General features: G+C 42.0%; 19 protein-coding genes and 1 tRNA gene. 14 read left to right on the top strand and 6 right to left on the bottom strand.

All coding sequences use genetic code 11. The features are described from left to right. Positions 1–368 precede the first annotated feature (368 nt). Together GN277_RS26535 and GN277_RS26530 are read right to left on the bottom strand one after the other, a co-directional pair. A complete protein-coding gene (locus tag GN277_RS26535) occupies positions 369–1,019 on the bottom strand; it encodes an SdpI family protein (protein WP_159755862.1) in 651 nt (216 codons plus the stop codon). Next, complete coding sequence (locus GN277_RS26530) at positions 1,016–1,288, bottom strand: autorepressor SdpR family transcription factor (RefSeq protein ID WP_159755859.1); 273 nt, start codon at positions 1,286–1,288, stop codon at positions 1,016–1,018. Before GN277_RS26530 ends, GN277_RS26535 begins: the two co-directional genes overlap by 4 nt. Before the next feature lie 225 nt (positions 1,289–1,513). On the opposite strand from GN277_RS26530, the gene GN277_RS26525 reads away from it, so the two are divergent. The 5 genes from GN277_RS26525 to GN277_RS26505 all read left to right on the top strand — a co-directional run bounded on the left by GN277_RS26525 (position 1,514) and on the right by GN277_RS26505 (position 7,252). Then, positions 1,514–2,212 carry an ABC transporter ATP-binding protein gene (locus GN277_RS26525; protein WP_159755856.1) on the top strand — a complete coding sequence of 233 codons (699 nt, stop codon included), beginning with the start codon at positions 1,514–1,516 and terminating at the stop codon, positions 2,210–2,212. A 19-nt stretch (positions 2,213–2,231) separates the two neighbouring features. After that, on the top strand, positions 2,232–3,803 hold the full coding sequence (locus GN277_RS30640) for a hypothetical protein (RefSeq protein WP_159755853.1): 1,572 nt from the start codon (positions 2,232–2,234) through the stop codon (positions 3,801–3,803). A gap of 112 nt (positions 3,804–3,915) precedes the next feature. Continuing rightward, positions 3,916–5,280: a sensor histidine kinase gene (locus GN277_RS26515; protein ID WP_159755850.1), complete on the top strand. Its 1,365-nt coding sequence runs from the start codon at positions 3,916–3,918 to the stop codon at positions 5,278–5,280. 139 nt (positions 5,281–5,419) lie between these two features. Beyond that, positions 5,420–6,484: a CPBP family intramembrane glutamic endopeptidase gene (locus GN277_RS26510; protein WP_159755847.1), complete on the top strand. Its 1,065-nt coding sequence runs from the start codon at positions 5,420–5,422 to the stop codon at positions 6,482–6,484. A gap of 33 nt (positions 6,485–6,517) precedes the next feature. Further along, positions 6,518–7,252 (top strand): LytR/AlgR family response regulator transcription factor, encoded by a 735-nt coding sequence (locus tag GN277_RS26505; RefSeq protein WP_159755844.1) that lies wholly within the window; start codon positions 6,518–6,520, stop codon positions 7,250–7,252. 88 nt (positions 7,253–7,340) lie between these two features. On the opposite strand, the gene GN277_RS26500 is transcribed toward GN277_RS26505, so the two are convergent. Beyond that, positions 7,341–8,069: a VanZ family protein gene (locus tag GN277_RS26500; protein ID WP_159755841.1), complete on the bottom strand. Its 729-nt coding sequence runs from the start codon at positions 8,067–8,069 to the stop codon at positions 7,341–7,343. 364 nt (positions 8,070–8,433) lie between these two features. Here GN277_RS26500 and GN277_RS26495 point away from each other — a divergent pair, with 364 nt between their 5' ends. From GN277_RS26495 to GN277_RS26480, 4 genes are all read left to right on the top strand, one after another. After that, positions 8,434–9,573 (top strand): helix-turn-helix domain-containing protein, encoded by a 1,140-nt coding sequence (locus tag GN277_RS26495; RefSeq protein ID WP_159755838.1) that lies wholly within the window; start codon positions 8,434–8,436, stop codon positions 9,571–9,573. Between the two features lie 141 nt (positions 9,574–9,714). Next, positions 9,715–9,786, top strand: a tRNA-Cys gene (locus GN277_RS26490). 97 nt (positions 9,787–9,883) lie between these two features. Next, a complete protein-coding gene (locus tag GN277_RS26485; RefSeq protein ID WP_244324927.1) occupies positions 9,884–9,985 on the top strand; it encodes a DUF5348 domain-containing protein in 102 nt (33 codons plus the stop codon). A gap of 33 nt (positions 9,986–10,018) precedes the next feature. Next, positions 10,019–10,195, top strand: a complete 177-nt coding sequence (locus GN277_RS26480) for a hypothetical protein (RefSeq protein ID WP_159755835.1) — start codon at positions 10,019–10,021, stop codon at positions 10,193–10,195. A 68-nt stretch (positions 10,196–10,263) separates the two neighbouring features. Here the strand turns inward: GN277_RS26480 and GN277_RS26475 are convergent, their stop codons facing one another. Next, entirely contained in the window at positions 10,264–11,052 is a 789-nt protein-coding gene (locus tag GN277_RS26475; RefSeq protein WP_159755832.1) for an Rpn family recombination-promoting nuclease/putative transposase, read from the bottom strand. Positions 11,053–11,220: 168 nt separating this feature from the next. Here GN277_RS26475 and GN277_RS26470 point away from each other — a divergent pair, with 168 nt between their 5' ends. From GN277_RS26470 to GN277_RS26455, 4 genes are all read left to right on the top strand, one after another. Beyond that, positions 11,221–11,478: an integrase core domain-containing protein gene (locus tag GN277_RS26470; RefSeq protein ID WP_280178631.1), complete on the top strand. Its 258-nt coding sequence runs from the start codon at positions 11,221–11,223 to the stop codon at positions 11,476–11,478. Between the two features lie 161 nt (positions 11,479–11,639). Next, complete coding sequence (locus GN277_RS26465) at positions 11,640–12,023, top strand: HsmA family protein (RefSeq protein ID WP_159755829.1); 384 nt, start codon at positions 11,640–11,642, stop codon at positions 12,021–12,023. A 42-nt stretch (positions 12,024–12,065) separates the two neighbouring features. After that, positions 12,066–12,479: an iron chaperone gene (locus tag GN277_RS26460; RefSeq protein ID WP_159757229.1), complete on the top strand. Its 414-nt coding sequence runs from the start codon at positions 12,066–12,068 to the stop codon at positions 12,477–12,479. Further along, a complete protein-coding gene (locus tag GN277_RS26455; protein WP_159757226.1) occupies positions 12,476–13,102 on the top strand; it encodes a DUF4317 family protein in 627 nt (208 codons plus the stop codon). Before GN277_RS26460 ends, GN277_RS26455 begins: the two co-directional genes overlap by 4 nt. Before the next feature lie 25 nt (positions 13,103–13,127). Here GN277_RS26455 and GN277_RS26450 read toward each other — a convergent pair whose 3' ends face one another. Together GN277_RS26450 and GN277_RS26445 are read right to left on the bottom strand one after the other, a co-directional pair. Continuing rightward, positions 13,128–14,171 (bottom strand): HAMP domain-containing sensor histidine kinase, encoded by a 1,044-nt coding sequence (locus GN277_RS26450; RefSeq protein WP_159755826.1) that lies wholly within the window; start codon positions 14,169–14,171, stop codon positions 13,128–13,130. Next, positions 14,168–14,851, bottom strand: a complete 684-nt coding sequence (locus GN277_RS26445; RefSeq protein ID WP_159755823.1) for a response regulator transcription factor — start codon at positions 14,849–14,851, stop codon at positions 14,168–14,170. The genes GN277_RS26450 and GN277_RS26445 overlap by 4 nt, the downstream gene beginning before the upstream one ends. Before the next feature lie 177 nt (positions 14,852–15,028). Here GN277_RS26445 and GN277_RS26440 point away from each other — a divergent pair, with 177 nt between their 5' ends. Further along, positions 15,029–15,220 carry a hypothetical protein gene (locus tag GN277_RS26440; RefSeq protein ID WP_159755820.1) on the top strand — a complete coding sequence of 64 codons (192 nt, stop codon included), beginning with the start codon at positions 15,029–15,031 and terminating at the stop codon, positions 15,218–15,220. The last annotated feature ends 6 nt before the right edge of the window (positions 15,221–15,226 follow it).

Here is a 15,226-nt window from a genome sequence, read left to right as displayed (position 1 = left end):
AGCAGCTCTCATGTATAATCTACTTAGAAGTGATCGGAATTGAATCTCCGATTGCCCTCAGTAAAAATGATTATAAGAAATAAGCATCCAAACTTGGGCGGTAGGGATGCTTATTTCTTTTTATGATTGTCTATGTAAGACAGAGCCGCAAACAATACAAGTAATAATGTAAGAACTTCCATTATACTCATAGGGCATCACCCTCTTTCGTTAGACTAGAGGGCATCCATCGGAAAATCGCATCCTACTTTCTTTTCAATTACACGAGTTCATTATAACATATGGAAAGCTGATACTCAATCAACAGAACCTATGTATAGGTCAAAAAATTTATCCTTTTCTTTCCTGTAGGACAGTTCCCTAACTTTTTACTCCTCCTTTGTTCTGCTTTTCAGATACAGCCCCAGTGAATAGGCGGCAGGCACAAATAGAATGACAATAATTACTGCCGGAAGTATCCATTTCAAATGAAGGAATGCATTGACAATACACAGGATTCCAACTAAAGCGTACACCCGTCCGGCAAACCTGTGCGTCAGGTTCCAGTTCTCCTCATCTGCCAGAGTCCAGGGCAGCTTAATGCCGACCGTGTAATTCTGGTGGCATTTAGGCAGGTAGTTCCCAATTAGGAAAAAGATAAGCCCCATCAAGAGATTCATAAAAAACATGGAGTTCAGCCAGTCTGCTATGGAAAGCTCAAGGGCGTAGCTATAGATGGCGGCGCAGCAGACTAAAGAGCAGACCGGACAGATGAACAGAATCAGCCGGTACATCTTCTGGCTGATATTCTTATACTTCGGGTCGATTGAAGTACAAAAAGCGCAGAAGAGATGGGCTATAAATATAAGTGCAGGAAGTCCCAGAACAGCAAATATCTTAGGACTAAAACCATTGGGTGTGCCGTCTGACGAAAAATGTGTAGCCACGGTATCCGGCAGGCGGTTCCAACACAAAATGCCGATGAGTATGGGCAGCAATGTAATCAGGCTGGTGGTGATTATTAATACTTTTTTGTTCATGCTTTATTTCCTCCTTTTAAATTAGAAAGCCATGCCATCAATTCCTCCACTACGGAAGTATTCAGTTCATAGTATATAAAATTCTTATACTTTGATTCATGAACCAAATCTGCTTTTTTCAAAATGCTTAGGTGGTAGGAGATGGTAGCACCCGTCATGTCAAAATGGCTTCCAATCTCTCCGGCTGACATTCGGCCGGTTTTCAGCAGCGTAAGAATCTCACGCCGGACGGGGTCGGATAACGCTTTGAACGTCTGACCAAAACTCAATACGCATCCCTCCTTAATAGTATTTAGAAATATTTCTAAATAGATAATAGCACGGGCAGATAGAAAAAGCAACAGGTATTTAGAATAATATCTAAATAGTTAAGTAATGTATTAAGGGATGACATTTTCAAACAAAATATATAATATCTATTATATATATTTAAGTCAGGACAAACGAAGCTGCATGAAATTGCATATGGCAGCCATAAGAAAGAAGGAACGGACATGAAATTTATTATTGAGCATTTGGAGAAGCATTTTGAGAAGAAGGAGGTACTCCGTGACATTGATTTTACATTCGAGAGTGGTAAAATCTATGGCCTTCTTGGGCGTAACGGTGCAGGCAAGACAACGCTTTTTAACTGTCTTAACAGGGACATGAAGGCAGAGGGCGGCAGTTTTTATATGGAGATTGACGGACAGAGGCGGGACGTTGCGCCGGAGGATATAGGTTACGTTCTGTCCACGCCGACAGTGCCGGAATTTTTGACAGGACGGGAATTTCTCAAATTTTTCATAGATATCCATGAAGATAAGCTTCAGAATATTCAGGAGCTTGACGCATATTTCGACTACATAGGTATTTCGCGGGAGGACAGAGATAAACTTCTGAAGGATTACTCCCACGGTATGAAAAATAAGATGCAGATGTTGGTAAATATCATTGCCAAGCCGAACCTTCTGCTTCTGGACGAACCGCTGACCTCCCTGGATGTGGTGGTGGCGGAGGAGATGAAGCAGCTTCTTAGGACGCTGAAGGAGGGAAGGATTATTATTTTTTCTACCCATATTATGGACCTTGCGCTGGACCTCTGCGATGAGATTGTGCTGCTGAACCAAGGGGTGCTTGAGCGTGTAGACAAGACGAATCTTAATAGCCAGGAGTTCAAGGAAAAGATTCTGGCGGCGCTTATGGGAAACTAAATACATGAGGAGTTAAGACATGAACAGAACGTTAAAAATAGCATTTTCTTTAAAGAATACATATCGTGTCAACACGATTCTTTATTCTCTGAAACAGATTCCCCTGATTAAAAGCATACTTCCTCAGGAATTGTACTGTGATCCGGATATAAAGATATTTGCAAATATTGTGTCAGGCATCTGGGAAGTTATCAAGGCATTTCTGGGAAAATTCCTGTATTTTCTTCTGATGATTACTTTGGTGGTATCCCTTTATGATAATGGCTCCCAAAGAGAGATCTTTCTGCACCTCTTTGTGCTGTTGACTCTGATTGGGGCATGGGTCAATACGTATATTTTTAATCCGACGAAGGATAAATACTATGCTTTGATTCTTCTGGGGATGGATGCAAAGGAGTACGCTTTGGTTACATATGGATATGAGCTGTTGAAGGTGCTCGTTGCATACCTGGTGTTTGGACTGATTTTTGGGAGTATGCGAGGGCTGCCTGTGTGGCAGTGCCTGATGCTTCCCTTTGCCGCAGCAGGGACAAAAATAACGGTAGTCGCCTATTCCCTGTGGGATTATGAGCGCACAGGAATTGCGGTAAATGAGAACCAGGTGGGAGTAATGGTGTGGATATTAATTGGCCTTGGGTTGGCGGCGGCATATGGACTGCCGGTTCTGGGGTGGTCAATACCGGAAATGGTGAGCGTTGCCCTGTTGGCATGGGGAATTCTGCTGGGCGTAATGTCCATGAGGAAGGTGTGGACGTTTCAGGAGTACAGGGAGGTCTATCAGCAGCTTCTTACACAGCACATGAGCCAGCTTGAGGAGGTCAAAGGAGCGGCAAAACGCCAGAGTGAGAAAGTAATCCAGATTGACAGTGAAGCCGGAAGCAGCCGGAAGGGCTTTGAGTATCTCAATGAGATATTTATCCGGCGTCATCAGAAAATACTCTGGAAATCCTCGAAACGGATTGCGGCAATCTGTCTTGGAATTATAAGCGTTGTTATTGTGGGGATTCGCTTTATGCCGGAGTTTAAAGGATTGGTGAATGAGTTTATGCTGATGAACCTGCCCTATATAGTATTCATAATGTATTTTATTAATCGGGGAACAGGATTTACCAATGTGTTGTTCATGAACTGTGACCACAGCCTCCTGACTTATTCCTTTTATAAACGTCCGGAATGTATTCTTAAGCTGTTCCAGATTCGGCTTCGGGAGATTATGAAGGTCAACCTGCTTCCGGCAGCGGTGATTGGCGTGGGGCTTACTTTACTTTTGTACCTGTCCGGCGGAACGAATGAGCCGCTTAATTATGTCATGCTGATGGTCTCGGTTCTGTGTATCAGTATGTTTTTTTCCGTACATTATCTGACCATCTATTATCTTTTGCAGCCATATAATGCTGGGACGGAGATTAAGAGCGGAACTTACAGGATGGTGGTGATGCTGACGTATTTTGTCTGCTATGGCATCATGCGGATGGATATTCCCACATTTGTATTTGGGCTTGGGACGATTATTTTCTGCGTTGCCTATTGTATCATAGCCTGTGTATTGGTGTATAAGATGGCGCCGAAAACGTTCCGTCTGCGGGCATGATATGCTCCAGAGGGGCGGAAGGGCTTTGCACGAATACACAGGTATGACCTGTGGGCGGGAGGCCTTCATCTGGTAATATATAAATTCTGGTGGATTAACAGGAGGATAGGAAATGACATTCTTCGAGGTATTCTGTGCAAATACATTGAGTGTAGGCATGACAACCATATTTTATGTGGCGGCTGCAATTCAGCTTTTTGGCGAGATTCCTTACAAGAACAGAAAGCACTGCCGAGATATTTTTAATTCGTTGCTGTTGTATCTGTTTGCCTGCGCATTCTTTGGAACAATTTTTTATAAGACGGGCCTTTTTGCATGGCCTCACAATGGCGGGGAGATTATCTATGCGTACATCAGCATTAGCGGGATGATGCTGTTCCTTCGGGTGATGTACCAGAAGCCATATGGAGTCTGTCTGGTGACTTCTGTTTTTATTATGATTCTGCATGATGTTGGCTGGAATCTGGCGGATGTATTTTCACCTAAAAAGGTTTATGATTTAAGCATTTTGTCAGATAGGATGGAATATATGTTCCTGGAATGGGTTGTGATTCCATTGGGCCTCCTACTGGTAATATTACTTCTGTACAAGACGAATGCCAGGGAGCTGTTCGGACAGTGGGAGGAACAAAAACCTAAGCTGGCAGTTTTGGTTTTCCTTGGATTTTACCCCATTCTGACCCAGATAATTCAGGAGGCGGTGGATTACAGCGCAAGAGACATTGGTTATAATCCGGCGACTGCTATGTTCTTCCTGATGGTCGTGTATATGATTTTCATATACACCGGACGCGAGGGAATCCAGCAGAAGCGGATAGAGGACCAGAACGTAAGCCTTAGACAGCAGGGGGCGTATATTGAGAACCTGGAGGGACTGCAGCGGGAGGTGCGAAGGTTCCGCCATGATTTTAAAAATATGATGTCAGGAATGTACCTGCAGGCAGAGGAAGGGAATATTGAGGCAATACAGAGTTATATCCATGAGATGACGGAGGACTTTGATTTGCAGGTGGGAAGCCAGATTCGTCTCATGAATCAGCTTGCCAACATCCGTGTGACGGAAGTGAAGGGGTTGTTTCTGGAGAAAATGAAAACCATGCAGGAGGAAGATATACACTGGGAGTTGGAAGTTTTGAAGCCCTTTGAGAAAACAAGAATTCGCAGTACAGATCTGTGCCGTTGTCTGGGAATCCTTCTGGATAATGCCATGGAGGAGGTTCAGGGCAGGAAAGACGGGAGGATTCATATTATGATTAGCAGCCAGAACGGATATACTACATTTCGAGTAAAAAATACGTTGTATACATCCCTTGATTTTCATAAGGTTGGGACGCCTGGATATTCCACCAAGGGCAAAGACAGGGGAATCGGGCTTGATAATTATAAGAAGATACTGGGAAGGTACGAGAAGACTCTGCCGCTTACGACGATACAGGATGGGTATTTTATCCAGGAAATAAAGATTCAAGAGGCGTGAAGGACAATTTGAATTTTGGCATTTTAGGCACTGGTGAACTCGATTCGGGCATTTTCTCTTTCAAAGGACGGGATTTCAGTTAAAATGAACTTATTGAAACAGGAAGACCGTTTTATGGGGAGAGAAGGAGGAAGAAAAGATGGGTTCAAAAACAGAAAAACGGCAGCTTAAGATTTTTATAGGGATCGCTTACGGGATTCCATACTTGTTAGGACTTCTGATGTGGTATGGCAGTATGAAACAGATGGATTTAAGTGCGTTTCCTGTCACACAGATGCTATATCCGGCGATGGGAGTCATGTTTGCATTTCTTTTAACCCGCAGGGAAGATAAGGAGATGCCAAGGGCATTTTATATTTGTTTTATTCTGATGACGGCGCTTTCAATCGTATGTACGGCGCTTTCCGTATTGCTGCCGGATGTTGTAATTACGACGGACTATGGTTCGGTGTCTGTGTTTTGTATGGCCGTCCAATATATATTGGCGGCAGGAGGGCTGATCTGTCTGATTTGTTTGATTGCGGCAGGGAAAAAGAAACGGGAGGCTTATGGCGTCAAGGGAAAGAACTGGATGGCGTCTGTCGGGTGTGTTGTTCTGTTTGTGGTATTGTATTTTTTTCGAGTGGCGGCTTATAATGGATTGTCAGGCCAGTTGGAGAACTTTATCTCAGTTATGTTAAGCGCAGAGGCGTGGATTTATCTTGCAATTATGCCGCTTAATTTTCTGTTGGGATATGCTGCTTTTTTTGGAGAAGAATATGGTTGGAGATATTATTTACAGCCGTTTCTGCAGAAGAAATTTGGCCTGCGAAAAGGTGTGCTGATTCTTGGAGTGGTATGGGGGCTTTGGCATCTGCCGTTGGATTTCTTCTACTATGTGACGCCGGATAAGGGCGTGGTTATGACTGTAAACCAGATTATTAACTGTGTTACTCTTGGAATCTTCCTTGGGTACGCGTATATGAAAACAGAGAATATCTGGGTGCCTGTGATGATACATTTCCTGAATAATAATCTGGTACTGGTGGTTTCAGGGGCATTTTCGGCAGACGTATTGGAAAATCAGAGTGTGTCATGGCTGGATATTCCGCTTGCGCTTGTGATGAATGGACTAATCTTTGGGCTGTTTATCTTCGCGAAGCAGTATCGTGGGAAGGAGGCTTCTCACAAGGCAGAGGGGCTGCTAAGACCAATACACTCATGACAGAATGAGAAGGAGCAAGAGGGGGATGGAGGTATGCTTCCGATATATATATGTGAGGATGATGAGAAAATACGTGCTGCGCAGCGGGAATATCTGGAAAAATTGATTTTGATTGAGGGATATGATATGGAGATTGTCCTGTGCAGCGGACACCCCCAGGAGGTGCTTCAGGCTGTAAAGGAGTCTGCGCGGCGTGGAATCTATTTTCTCGATATCGAGCTTAAGGGCGAGCCGATGGATGGCTTCGGGCTTGGGCAGGAGATTCGGAAGCTGGATTCCAGAGGTTTCTTGGTTTATGTGACTGCATTTCAGGATTTAGCATTTGAGACCTTCCGGTATCATCTTGAGGCATTGGATTATATTGTGAAGGGAAATCCGGATAAGCTTAAGGCGGGGATTCGTCATTGCCTTCAGGTGATTACAGAGCGCATGCGCAAGGAAAAAGGGGATGAACGGGAGTTTTTCTCTGTGAAGGTAATGGATGTTGTGAAGCATATTCCTGTAGATGAGATTGTGTTTTTTGAGACAGCAGGAAGGACCCACAGGATAGAGCTCCATGCGCAGAGTGACCGAATTGATTTTATCGGGAGTATGCAGGAGTTGGAGGAGAAGCTGGGCGAGAGGTTCCTTCGGGTTCACAGGGCTTATCTGGTTAATACAGATCAGATTGCAGAGCTGGATTTGAAGAATAGGGAGATTCTTATGAAAAATGGAGAGAAGTGCATGTTTTCCAGAGGAATGAAGGGTGTACTGCTGGATAAGATGTGAAAAAGTTATACCCAAGGGCAAGCCTGTAGCCAGGCTAAGCTTCATAAGTGGCTGCGTGATTGGAATGATTGTAGGGGACAGGGGGACATTAACGTGCCCGCCTTGTCCCCTGTTCTCTTGAAAGCGCTGTCCGTTCCCGCTCTCTTGTTCGTTCCCGTGGAAATGTTTCTCGTTCTCTTGCCCGTTCTCTTTCCCGTGTTGTCCGTTCCCGCTCTCTTGTTCGTTCTCGTGGAAATGTTTCTCGTTCTCTTGCCCGCTCTCTTGCCCGTTCCCTTGCAAGTTCCTTTGCCCGCGCCTTTCTCTGTGTTCTTTCTTCTATACGTTTTGCAACGCGGAACGGCGTCATCGCTGTCCAGCAGATAATGCGGACGCACACTATTCCAAAGAATGCTCCAATACTGTCTATCATAACGTCTTTCTTAGACGGCCCGCGTCCGGCCACAAAGGATTGGTGATATTCGTCTCCCGCGGCAAAGCCGACGCAGATAAGCCCTGCCACCAGCATAAGGGCAAAGCCCCGCACTCCGTATACATAGAAAGGGAAGGATACAGCCACAGCCAACAGAAAATACTCGGTCATGTGCGCCAGTTTCCGGACCGGATGTTCAATCCTGTGGGCATAGCGCCCAATCTGCTCGTCGGTAAAACCTGTCTCCAGCACATCATTTCCAATCTCAACAATCTTATAGCTGACTGCGTAACTCAAGCTTCCGGAAACATCTGCTGTCTGCGCGGAAAAACTGTATATGACATACATCATAAGCAGAGCCGGCAGAAAAGAAAATGGTTTCAGTATGTATAATAATAGTTTTCTCATAAGACACCTCAATTCTATATGCTTAAGTGTGCCACATTTTTATAAATTTGTAAAGTAATACTATTATGAACGAAAAAGAAAAAGAACCCACAAAAGAAACTTAGGGGGTCTTTTCTTGAAAAATAATCTGAAGATTGAAATGAAAACACAAATTTCGGGGGGAATGCTTTACAGCATATTTTGTGTTCCATAAACAATATACCACGAAGCAGAGTCTTTTGAAATGGGTTTTAAAGACAGAAATTCACAAAATAATTGTGTCTAAGGCACAAAAATGCTATACTGATTAAAGTAAACAATCAGTTTGGGGCAATTTCAGTGTTATGTGAAGGCGTGTGGGGCGTAAGAAGGATTGGTGAAGAAAATGGCGGTTGCATTAAAGGAGCTGTATGCGGCAATCTCGCCGCAGTATCATGTGAAGCTGCATACAGAGAGCTGTTTCGACAAAATGATTGCATGGACTCATGTGGTGGAGGATATAGAGTTTATCTCGTCTCTGCATGGCGAGGAGCTGGTATTTTTTTCCGGTCTTAACTGTACTTCAGAAGATTGGCTGAAAAGGTATATTACGGAGCTTGACAGACATCATGTAGGCGGGCTGATTATGTCGTTTCGCGGGGAGGAGACATTTTCCAAGGAGATTGTAGGCTTCTGTAATGAGATTCGTTTTCCCATATTCTCAGCATCCTGGACAACGCCATATATGGATATTATGCGTCTGTTTGCAGAGATACTTCTAAAAAATGAGCAGAGGGAGACGAATCTGATTGCTGCGTTTAAGAATGCAATCTACTATCCGGAGAATGAAGGCTCCTACTTGAGTCATTTTGAGAGAAATGGTTTCCTGCGGGATATGGAATATATTGTGGTTATTCTTAGCTGTCATACCTATGACGAGGAGACGGGAAACGAGCAGCTTAACAAGATTGAAAAATCGCTGCGGTTTATTCTGGAAAATGTGATTGCATATGAGGAGAATAGAAGGCTTATTATTCTGGCGGCAGGATATTCGCTTCATAAGATTCAGGAGGAATTCCAAAGGCTTTGTGGAAAAGATACCAATGTATATGCCGGAATCGGTACAGTGGCAGGCAGAAGCAGGGATATCCACAGATCCCATGAGAACGCATACACGGCGTACAGGCTGACTAAGACTGGGATTCCCCGCAATCTGTTAAGTTATGACGAACTGGGAATATACAAGATTCTGGCGGATGTAAAGGAAGAGGAGATTTATCCTGAATTCGTAAGTGAGACCGTAGGCGAGCTTATGAAGTATGACAGGGAAAAGCATACAGATTACATGAATATTCTGGAGGTATATTTTGAAAACGACTGCAGCGCAGTACATACAGCCCAGACTTTATATTGCCATAAGAACACGCTGGCCTATAAATTGGATAAGATTAAGAGGATTCTGGGATATGATATCTTGAAGAACGAAAATCGAGTTAAGATTATGGTGGCAATCTATATCCTGCGGCTTGGGACAGGGTATTTTTGAAATGTCAGCCATTGTCGGGAGGTGGTAGGGGAGAAACTTGACGAAAAAATTTCATAAAACAGGAAAATTAAGTCTTGACGAAATGAAAAGCATTTGTTATACTGAATAAGTGCTTGAGAGAGCTGTTGAGTAATATAATAAGGCGCAGTAGCCAAGTGGTAAGGCATGGGTCTGCAACACCCTGATTCACCGGTTCAAATCCGGTCTGCGCCTCTTAGAAAAGCCCGGAAATTCAAGGTTTCTGAGGCTTTTTTATTTTTTTAAATCATTCTAAAATGATCGAAAAAAATAAGGTGGCTTTGACCTGAAGGTGGACAATGCCTGGATTCCGACCAGGATTGAGATGGGTGATGGATGGTATCTTGTAGAGCTGCCCCGGATAAGCCTGGACGGGCTGATTGTCCGGATGTGAAAGAGCTATCCAGGTATCGGGAGATGGAAAAAAATGGATCAGGTACTTTTGAGGTTTGAGGCAGATTATGATGTTGTACTGGAGTGTATTCAGGAAGTGTATGGTCTGGAAGGCGAACATCTTCGTCTGGGAAAGGATTTTTTGAAGAAGGCGGAAATCATTCTGAAGCCATATTATAGGAAAATGCAGACGCTGGAACAAAAAGTTTGATTTTTCCTGACATAAAAGGAGCCATCTGAGATTTGAATATCTATCATCAGATGGCTCAGAAATTTATTCTATTTTACTTTTCTGCACTTTTCAATTTCTTCTTCCGAGGTATCGCATAGCATGATAATCTGATTATTGGCGAAGCCTTGATTTATCATCCTAATAATGATTTTTTGACGTTCGATTTCCCTGCCAATTTCCTGATTTGCCTTGTCTCTCATTAGCAATGTCATATATTCATGCCTCCATTCCCGATTCTTTTTTGCTTCCTTTACAGCATTATCTAATTCTTTTACATAAGTATCTTCAGAACTCTTTCCAGCAACATAATCCAGAAATGCTCTCAATTCTTTACTTACATCGTCCAGTTCACTATTTGCGTTAAGAAATATTTTTGTGGCTTCATCGCCCATTGAAATACTGGTATCTTCTTTACAAATGTTTTCAAATGTATAAATATGCCGTCCCTTATTGAAAAGGTCTTCTAGGCAGATGAAGATAACAAAGCTATGGTTTAAATTTTGATAAGCCTCGCCTTTATCAATCAACTGTAAATCTAGCATTGATTGGTAATATCTGCTTCTTTTTGGCAGTTCTTTTGTATCGCTGGCTTGCATTTCGATGTTATAAACAACATTTTTGTTATCTTTTATATACAAATCCAAACGGATACTTTTTGCATCTGCATCTGGCTTGATTGTTTTCTGTAGTTCTGGATATTCAATATGGTCAATCTCTAAATCAGGAAGAATTATCTGCAGAAGACCTTTGCATAATTTGGAGTTCTGCATGACTTTTCCGAACAGGAAATCATTCGATATCCCCAGATCTTCCCAGTTTGTATGTTTTACTTCCATTAAACTATCATCTCCTTTTTTTTATTTTATCATGCTTTTTGAATTTACTCAATTATTAATCAGGTTTCTTCATATAGTTTTTTCGGATATCCATTAGAATCTTTCCTAAATGATTTTCACAAATCCCGTCTACCATGCCCATGTAACGGTCGTTCCACTGCAGCCGGAATGAAAAGAAGTTATTTGAAAAAAGCATATCCATGGGATAATGCCTGTATTGAATCATTTCATGGATTGATCAAAAGAGAATGGCTGAATCGATTTAAAATAAAAAATTATGACCAGGCCTATAAATTGGTATTTGAATATATAGAGACATTTTATAATACGGTAAGAATCCACAGTCATTGTGGATATCTATCACCAAATGAATACGAGAATATGTATGAACAGAAATTGAATAAGATGGAAAGATTAGCCGGATAAAAAATGGAAGGTTGTAAGAAAAGTTCACTTTTAACTTGTACTTTTTCTTGACATAGTACCATTATGTATTGTGTGGCAGTCATTGTATGTGGTATACTTCTAAAAAAGAAGACTCAAGAGGAATGTAAACTGAAAAATTAGGAATAATGGAGTGATTTAAAATGACAGGAGCATTGATAGCTGCAATTATTACAATAACCTTAGCATTAGTTTTTTACACAATCGGCGTTTGGTCAGAGCATCAGAGTAAAAAGCTGAAAAAGATCCATTTAATCTTTTTCTGGCTTGGACTTTGTATGGATACAACAGGGACGATTTTGATGGGTCGAATTGCAAAGCAATCTATATTTTCAGGAAAATTATCATTGCACGGCATAACTGGCGCTCTGGCTATTATTTTAATGATCATTCATGCAATATGGGCTACGATTGTTTTGGTGAAGAATAATGAAGATTCAGCAAAGAATTTTCACAGACTTAGTATTGCCGTTTGGGCAATCTGGCTTGTTCCGTATGTTCTTGGAATGATAATAGGAATGAGATAAAATGAGAAGAAGATAGATTATTGAGCATGAGAGGTGAACAAAATGTGGGAGTGTCCGAAATGCGGCCGTACATTTAAGAATACAAATCAAGAGCATTATTGCGGTGAAGCACCGAAAACGATTGAAGAGTATATAGAACGCCAGACAGAGCAGGCAAAGCCTTATCTGGTGCAGATAAATAAAGCGATTAAGTCTGCGATACCAGATACTGTGGAAAAAATATCATGGAGTATGCCGACTTATTGGAAAAAACGTAACCTAATACAATTTGCAGCCTTTAAGAAGCATATAGGTCTGTACCCTGGGCCTGATGCAATAGAAGCATTTGCAGAAAGACTAAAGGAATATAAGACAAGCAAAGGCACAATACAGTTTCCGTATGATAAACCTATACCGTTTGAATTAATCGGGGAGATTGCAAAATGGTGCGAAAAGGAGAGGGGTGCACAAGCTTGATTAACCGCGAAGATATGTTGGAGCTGACAAGGAGAATGACGCCGGCTCGGACATCTATTACGAGGATTGCAGGGTGTTATATAGACCGAAACGGGGAGTTTGACGGAAGCTTCAATACCAATTTCCTAAAGCTTTCCGGTTCAGATAAGTCGAAAAATCTAAAGCTTGCAAAGACGGTGCCATTTGCTGATACGAACAAGAAGCTTATAAAATATGAGTTTACTCCCAAATCACAGAAACCAGGAAGCATGTGGCAGTTACTTATGGCAATGAAGGAATGTGGACTGAAGAACGACGCATTGATGGATACATTTTATGATGTGGTTATGGAGCGTTATCAGGCAGATTACGAATATGCCGTCCTGGTATTCCATGACCGTTATGATATTCCGGCGAAGGCAGCAGATAAAGAACGGTTAGGAGAGTCGGAGGAGGTATTCGAGTATCTGCTCTGTGTGATTTGTCCGCTTTCAGGGGAATATGAGTCGGGAGAGCCGGAATGTGGCTTCCTGTTCCCTGCATTTACAGACCGAAGCGGGGATTTGAACCATGTGAATATTTATCAGAGGAATCCAGACAGACCGCATATGGAGCTGGTAAGGGATATTTTGGGGGCAGAATAATGGGAGGTGTTATATTCTGTAGGATTTAACCAGAAGGGATTGTGACAGTAAAAACACTCCCTTTTCCTGTCTGACTTTGAACAGTAATTTCTCCTTTATGCAATTCTAAAATCCTCTTTACAAGGGGCAGACCAAGTCCGTTGCCCTCCATATGGTGGGATTTGTCACCCTGATAGAATTTATCAAAAATATATTTTTTTATATTGTCATCCATACCTGGTCCCTGATCCTTCACTGTGAAAACTGCATCTCCATTATTTGAGCGCAGAGTGACAGCGATACATCCGCCGGCAGGGGAGAATTTGACAGCATTGTCTAATAAGTTCATCCAGACTTGCTTTAAGAGAGGTGCATTTGCCTTAATCATGACTTCCTCCATATCTATATCAAAGTCAATCTGTTTTTTTGACCATTTATTTTCCAGAAGCAGGATGGCTTCTCTAAGCTGTTCACTTAAGGAATAGACGGTCTTGTTCGTCAGGAGGGTTAGACTTTCCACCTTTGAAAGATTTAACACGGTTGAGGACAGCTCGGACAGCCGCCTGGATTCTTCAATAATAATGTCCAGATATTCCTGACTTTGGCAGGCATCCAGCTTCTGACTCCTAAGCAGTTTTGCAAAGCCGAGAATGGAGACAATCGGCGTCTTAAACTCATGGGAAAAATTGTTAATAAAATCAGAACGGAACATCTCTGTTCCTGCCAGTTCTTCTGTCATTTGGTTAAAACATTCTGAAAGCTCCAGAAATTCTTTCGGATGCTCCAGATGAATTTTCACATCATAATTCCCCGCAGAGACTTCATGTATTGCACGAATCAGTGTATTGAGAGGACGTAGTGGAAAATGGCTCATAAAAAAAGAAATAGTTGTTCCAATAATAATACTAATGATTCCGCTCTGGAACAGAAACGGTTTTAATTGAGATCCAGGTTTGGCTTTGAACCAGCCATGCCTTATGGCGAAGATAATGAGAATATTACTGGCAAACATGGTCAGGACCAGTAAGATAAAAACAAAACCTGTTGTTAATAAAGTAATCTTGATACGGACGCCTGCATGTTGTTTCATACCAGTTCCTCCTCTACATGTGCCTTATATCCAAGACCTCTTACCGTAATAATTGAAAAATCTGTACAGTTTTCAAAGCGTTTCCTGAGACGGTTAATGTGGACGCTTACTGTAGCGTCTGTGGAATCGGAGGCAGGTCCCCAGATATCCTCCATAAGCTGCATTCGGGTAAATATTTTATTAGGGTAGGACAAAAGCTTGTATAAAAGCTGAAATTCTTTCTGTGGAAGCGGTTGGCGGCTTTCACTGTTTTTAACGGTCATTGTATCGTAATCCAGGATGGTTGAGCCAATAGTAAGCCTGCGGTCGGACATAATCTTTGCCCTTCTAAGTAAAGCTTTGATACGAAGAAGCATAACTGCTTCGTCTATAGGCTTGGTCATATAGTCGTCTGTTCCTGACAGAAATCCCTTCTTTATATCCTCTGGAAGCTGTTTTGCGGAGAGCATCAGGATTGGAATGTCATTGTTGCAGTCCCTAAGAAGTTCTGCAAAGGCATAGCCGTCCATGTCTGGCAACATGATATCCAGTACAATCAGGTCAATCTTTACATTCTCCATAATGTCCAGCGCTTTTTGAGCGCATTCTGCACAGGAAACGGAATATCCTGCATCCGATAAAATGGCAGTCAGATAACGGCGTATATTCTTATCATCATCTACAATTAAGAGATTAAGCATAGAAAATCCTCCTTTGATTATTTGAAAATTGTAGCATAGAAAGTTAAACTGAGTTTAAAAAATTATATTTTTTCACATATTTTTCATATTTGAAAGCATAGAGTTTAAATTTAGTTTAACAAGCTTTTTAAGATATGGCTCATATAGAAACAGACGAGAGAAAAGGGAGAAATATAGATGGATAGTAATCAGATGGGAAATTCTTCGCTGGATATCAGGAAGACAAAGTTTACAATGTTGAAGGAGCAGCAATGCACTCTTAATATGCGGATTCGTCTGGCAATGCAGCTCCATGATACACAAACGCAGGCAGATCTGGAAGTTAAGCTGAAAGAAGTTTTAGAGCAGATAAACCATATTGTTTGGTAATATGGT

Source organism: Sporofaciens musculi, from assembly GCF_009830285.1.
GTDB classification, from domain to species: Bacteria; Bacillota; Clostridia; order Lachnospirales; family Lachnospiraceae; genus Sporofaciens; species Sporofaciens musculi.
The sequence above is the reverse complement of the archived record's forward strand: the minus strand, read 5'-3'. Positions and strand labels throughout refer to the sequence as shown.

What these genes read in the sequence shown, in the direction of transcription:
- GN277_RS26445 (WP_159755823.1), bottom strand. Translation starts at nt 14,851, where the DNA reads ATGCTTAATCTCTTAATTGTAGATGATGATAAGAATATACGCCGTTAT.
- GN277_RS26480 (WP_159755835.1), top strand. Translation starts at nt 10,019, where the DNA reads ATGGATCAGGTACTTTTGAGGTTTGAGGCAGATTATGATGTTGTACTG.
- GN277_RS26535 (WP_159755862.1), bottom strand. Translation starts at nt 1,019, where the DNA reads ATGAACAAAAAAGTATTAATAATCACCACCAGCCTGATTACATTGCTG.
- GN277_RS30640 (WP_159755853.1), top strand. Translation starts at nt 2,232, where the DNA reads ATGAACAGAACGTTAAAAATAGCATTTTCTTTAAAGAATACATATCGT.
- GN277_RS26515 (WP_159755850.1), top strand. Translation starts at nt 3,916, where the DNA reads ATGACATTCTTCGAGGTATTCTGTGCAAATACATTGAGTGTAGGCATG.
- GN277_RS26465 (WP_159755829.1), top strand. Translation starts at nt 11,640, where the DNA reads ATGACAGGAGCATTGATAGCTGCAATTATTACAATAACCTTAGCATTA.
- GN277_RS26450 (WP_159755826.1), bottom strand. Translation starts at nt 14,171, where the DNA reads ATGAAACAACATGCAGGCGTCCGTATCAAGATTACTTTATTAACAACA.
- GN277_RS26470 (WP_280178631.1), top strand. Translation starts at nt 11,221, where the DNA reads ATGAAAAGAAGTTATTTGAAAAAAGCATATCCATGGGATAATGCCTGT.
- GN277_RS26440 (WP_159755820.1), top strand. Translation starts at nt 15,029, where the DNA reads ATGGATAGTAATCAGATGGGAAATTCTTCGCTGGATATCAGGAAGACA.
- GN277_RS26475 (WP_159755832.1), bottom strand. Translation starts at nt 11,052, where the DNA reads ATGGAAGTAAAACATACAAACTGGGAAGATCTGGGGATATCGAATGAT.
- GN277_RS26460 (WP_159757229.1), top strand. Translation starts at nt 12,066, where the DNA reads ATGTGGGAGTGTCCGAAATGCGGCCGTACATTTAAGAATACAAATCAA.
- GN277_RS26500 (WP_159755841.1), bottom strand. Translation starts at nt 8,069, where the DNA reads ATGAGAAAACTATTATTATACATACTGAAACCATTTTCTTTTCTGCCG.
- GN277_RS26510 (WP_159755847.1), top strand. Translation starts at nt 5,420, where the DNA reads ATGGGTTCAAAAACAGAAAAACGGCAGCTTAAGATTTTTATAGGGATC.
- GN277_RS26505 (WP_159755844.1), top strand. Translation starts at nt 6,518, where the DNA reads ATGCTTCCGATATATATATGTGAGGATGATGAGAAAATACGTGCTGCG.
- GN277_RS26525 (WP_159755856.1), top strand. Translation starts at nt 1,514, where the DNA reads ATGAAATTTATTATTGAGCATTTGGAGAAGCATTTTGAGAAGAAGGAG.
- GN277_RS26495 (WP_159755838.1), top strand. Translation starts at nt 8,434, where the DNA reads ATGGCGGTTGCATTAAAGGAGCTGTATGCGGCAATCTCGCCGCAGTAT.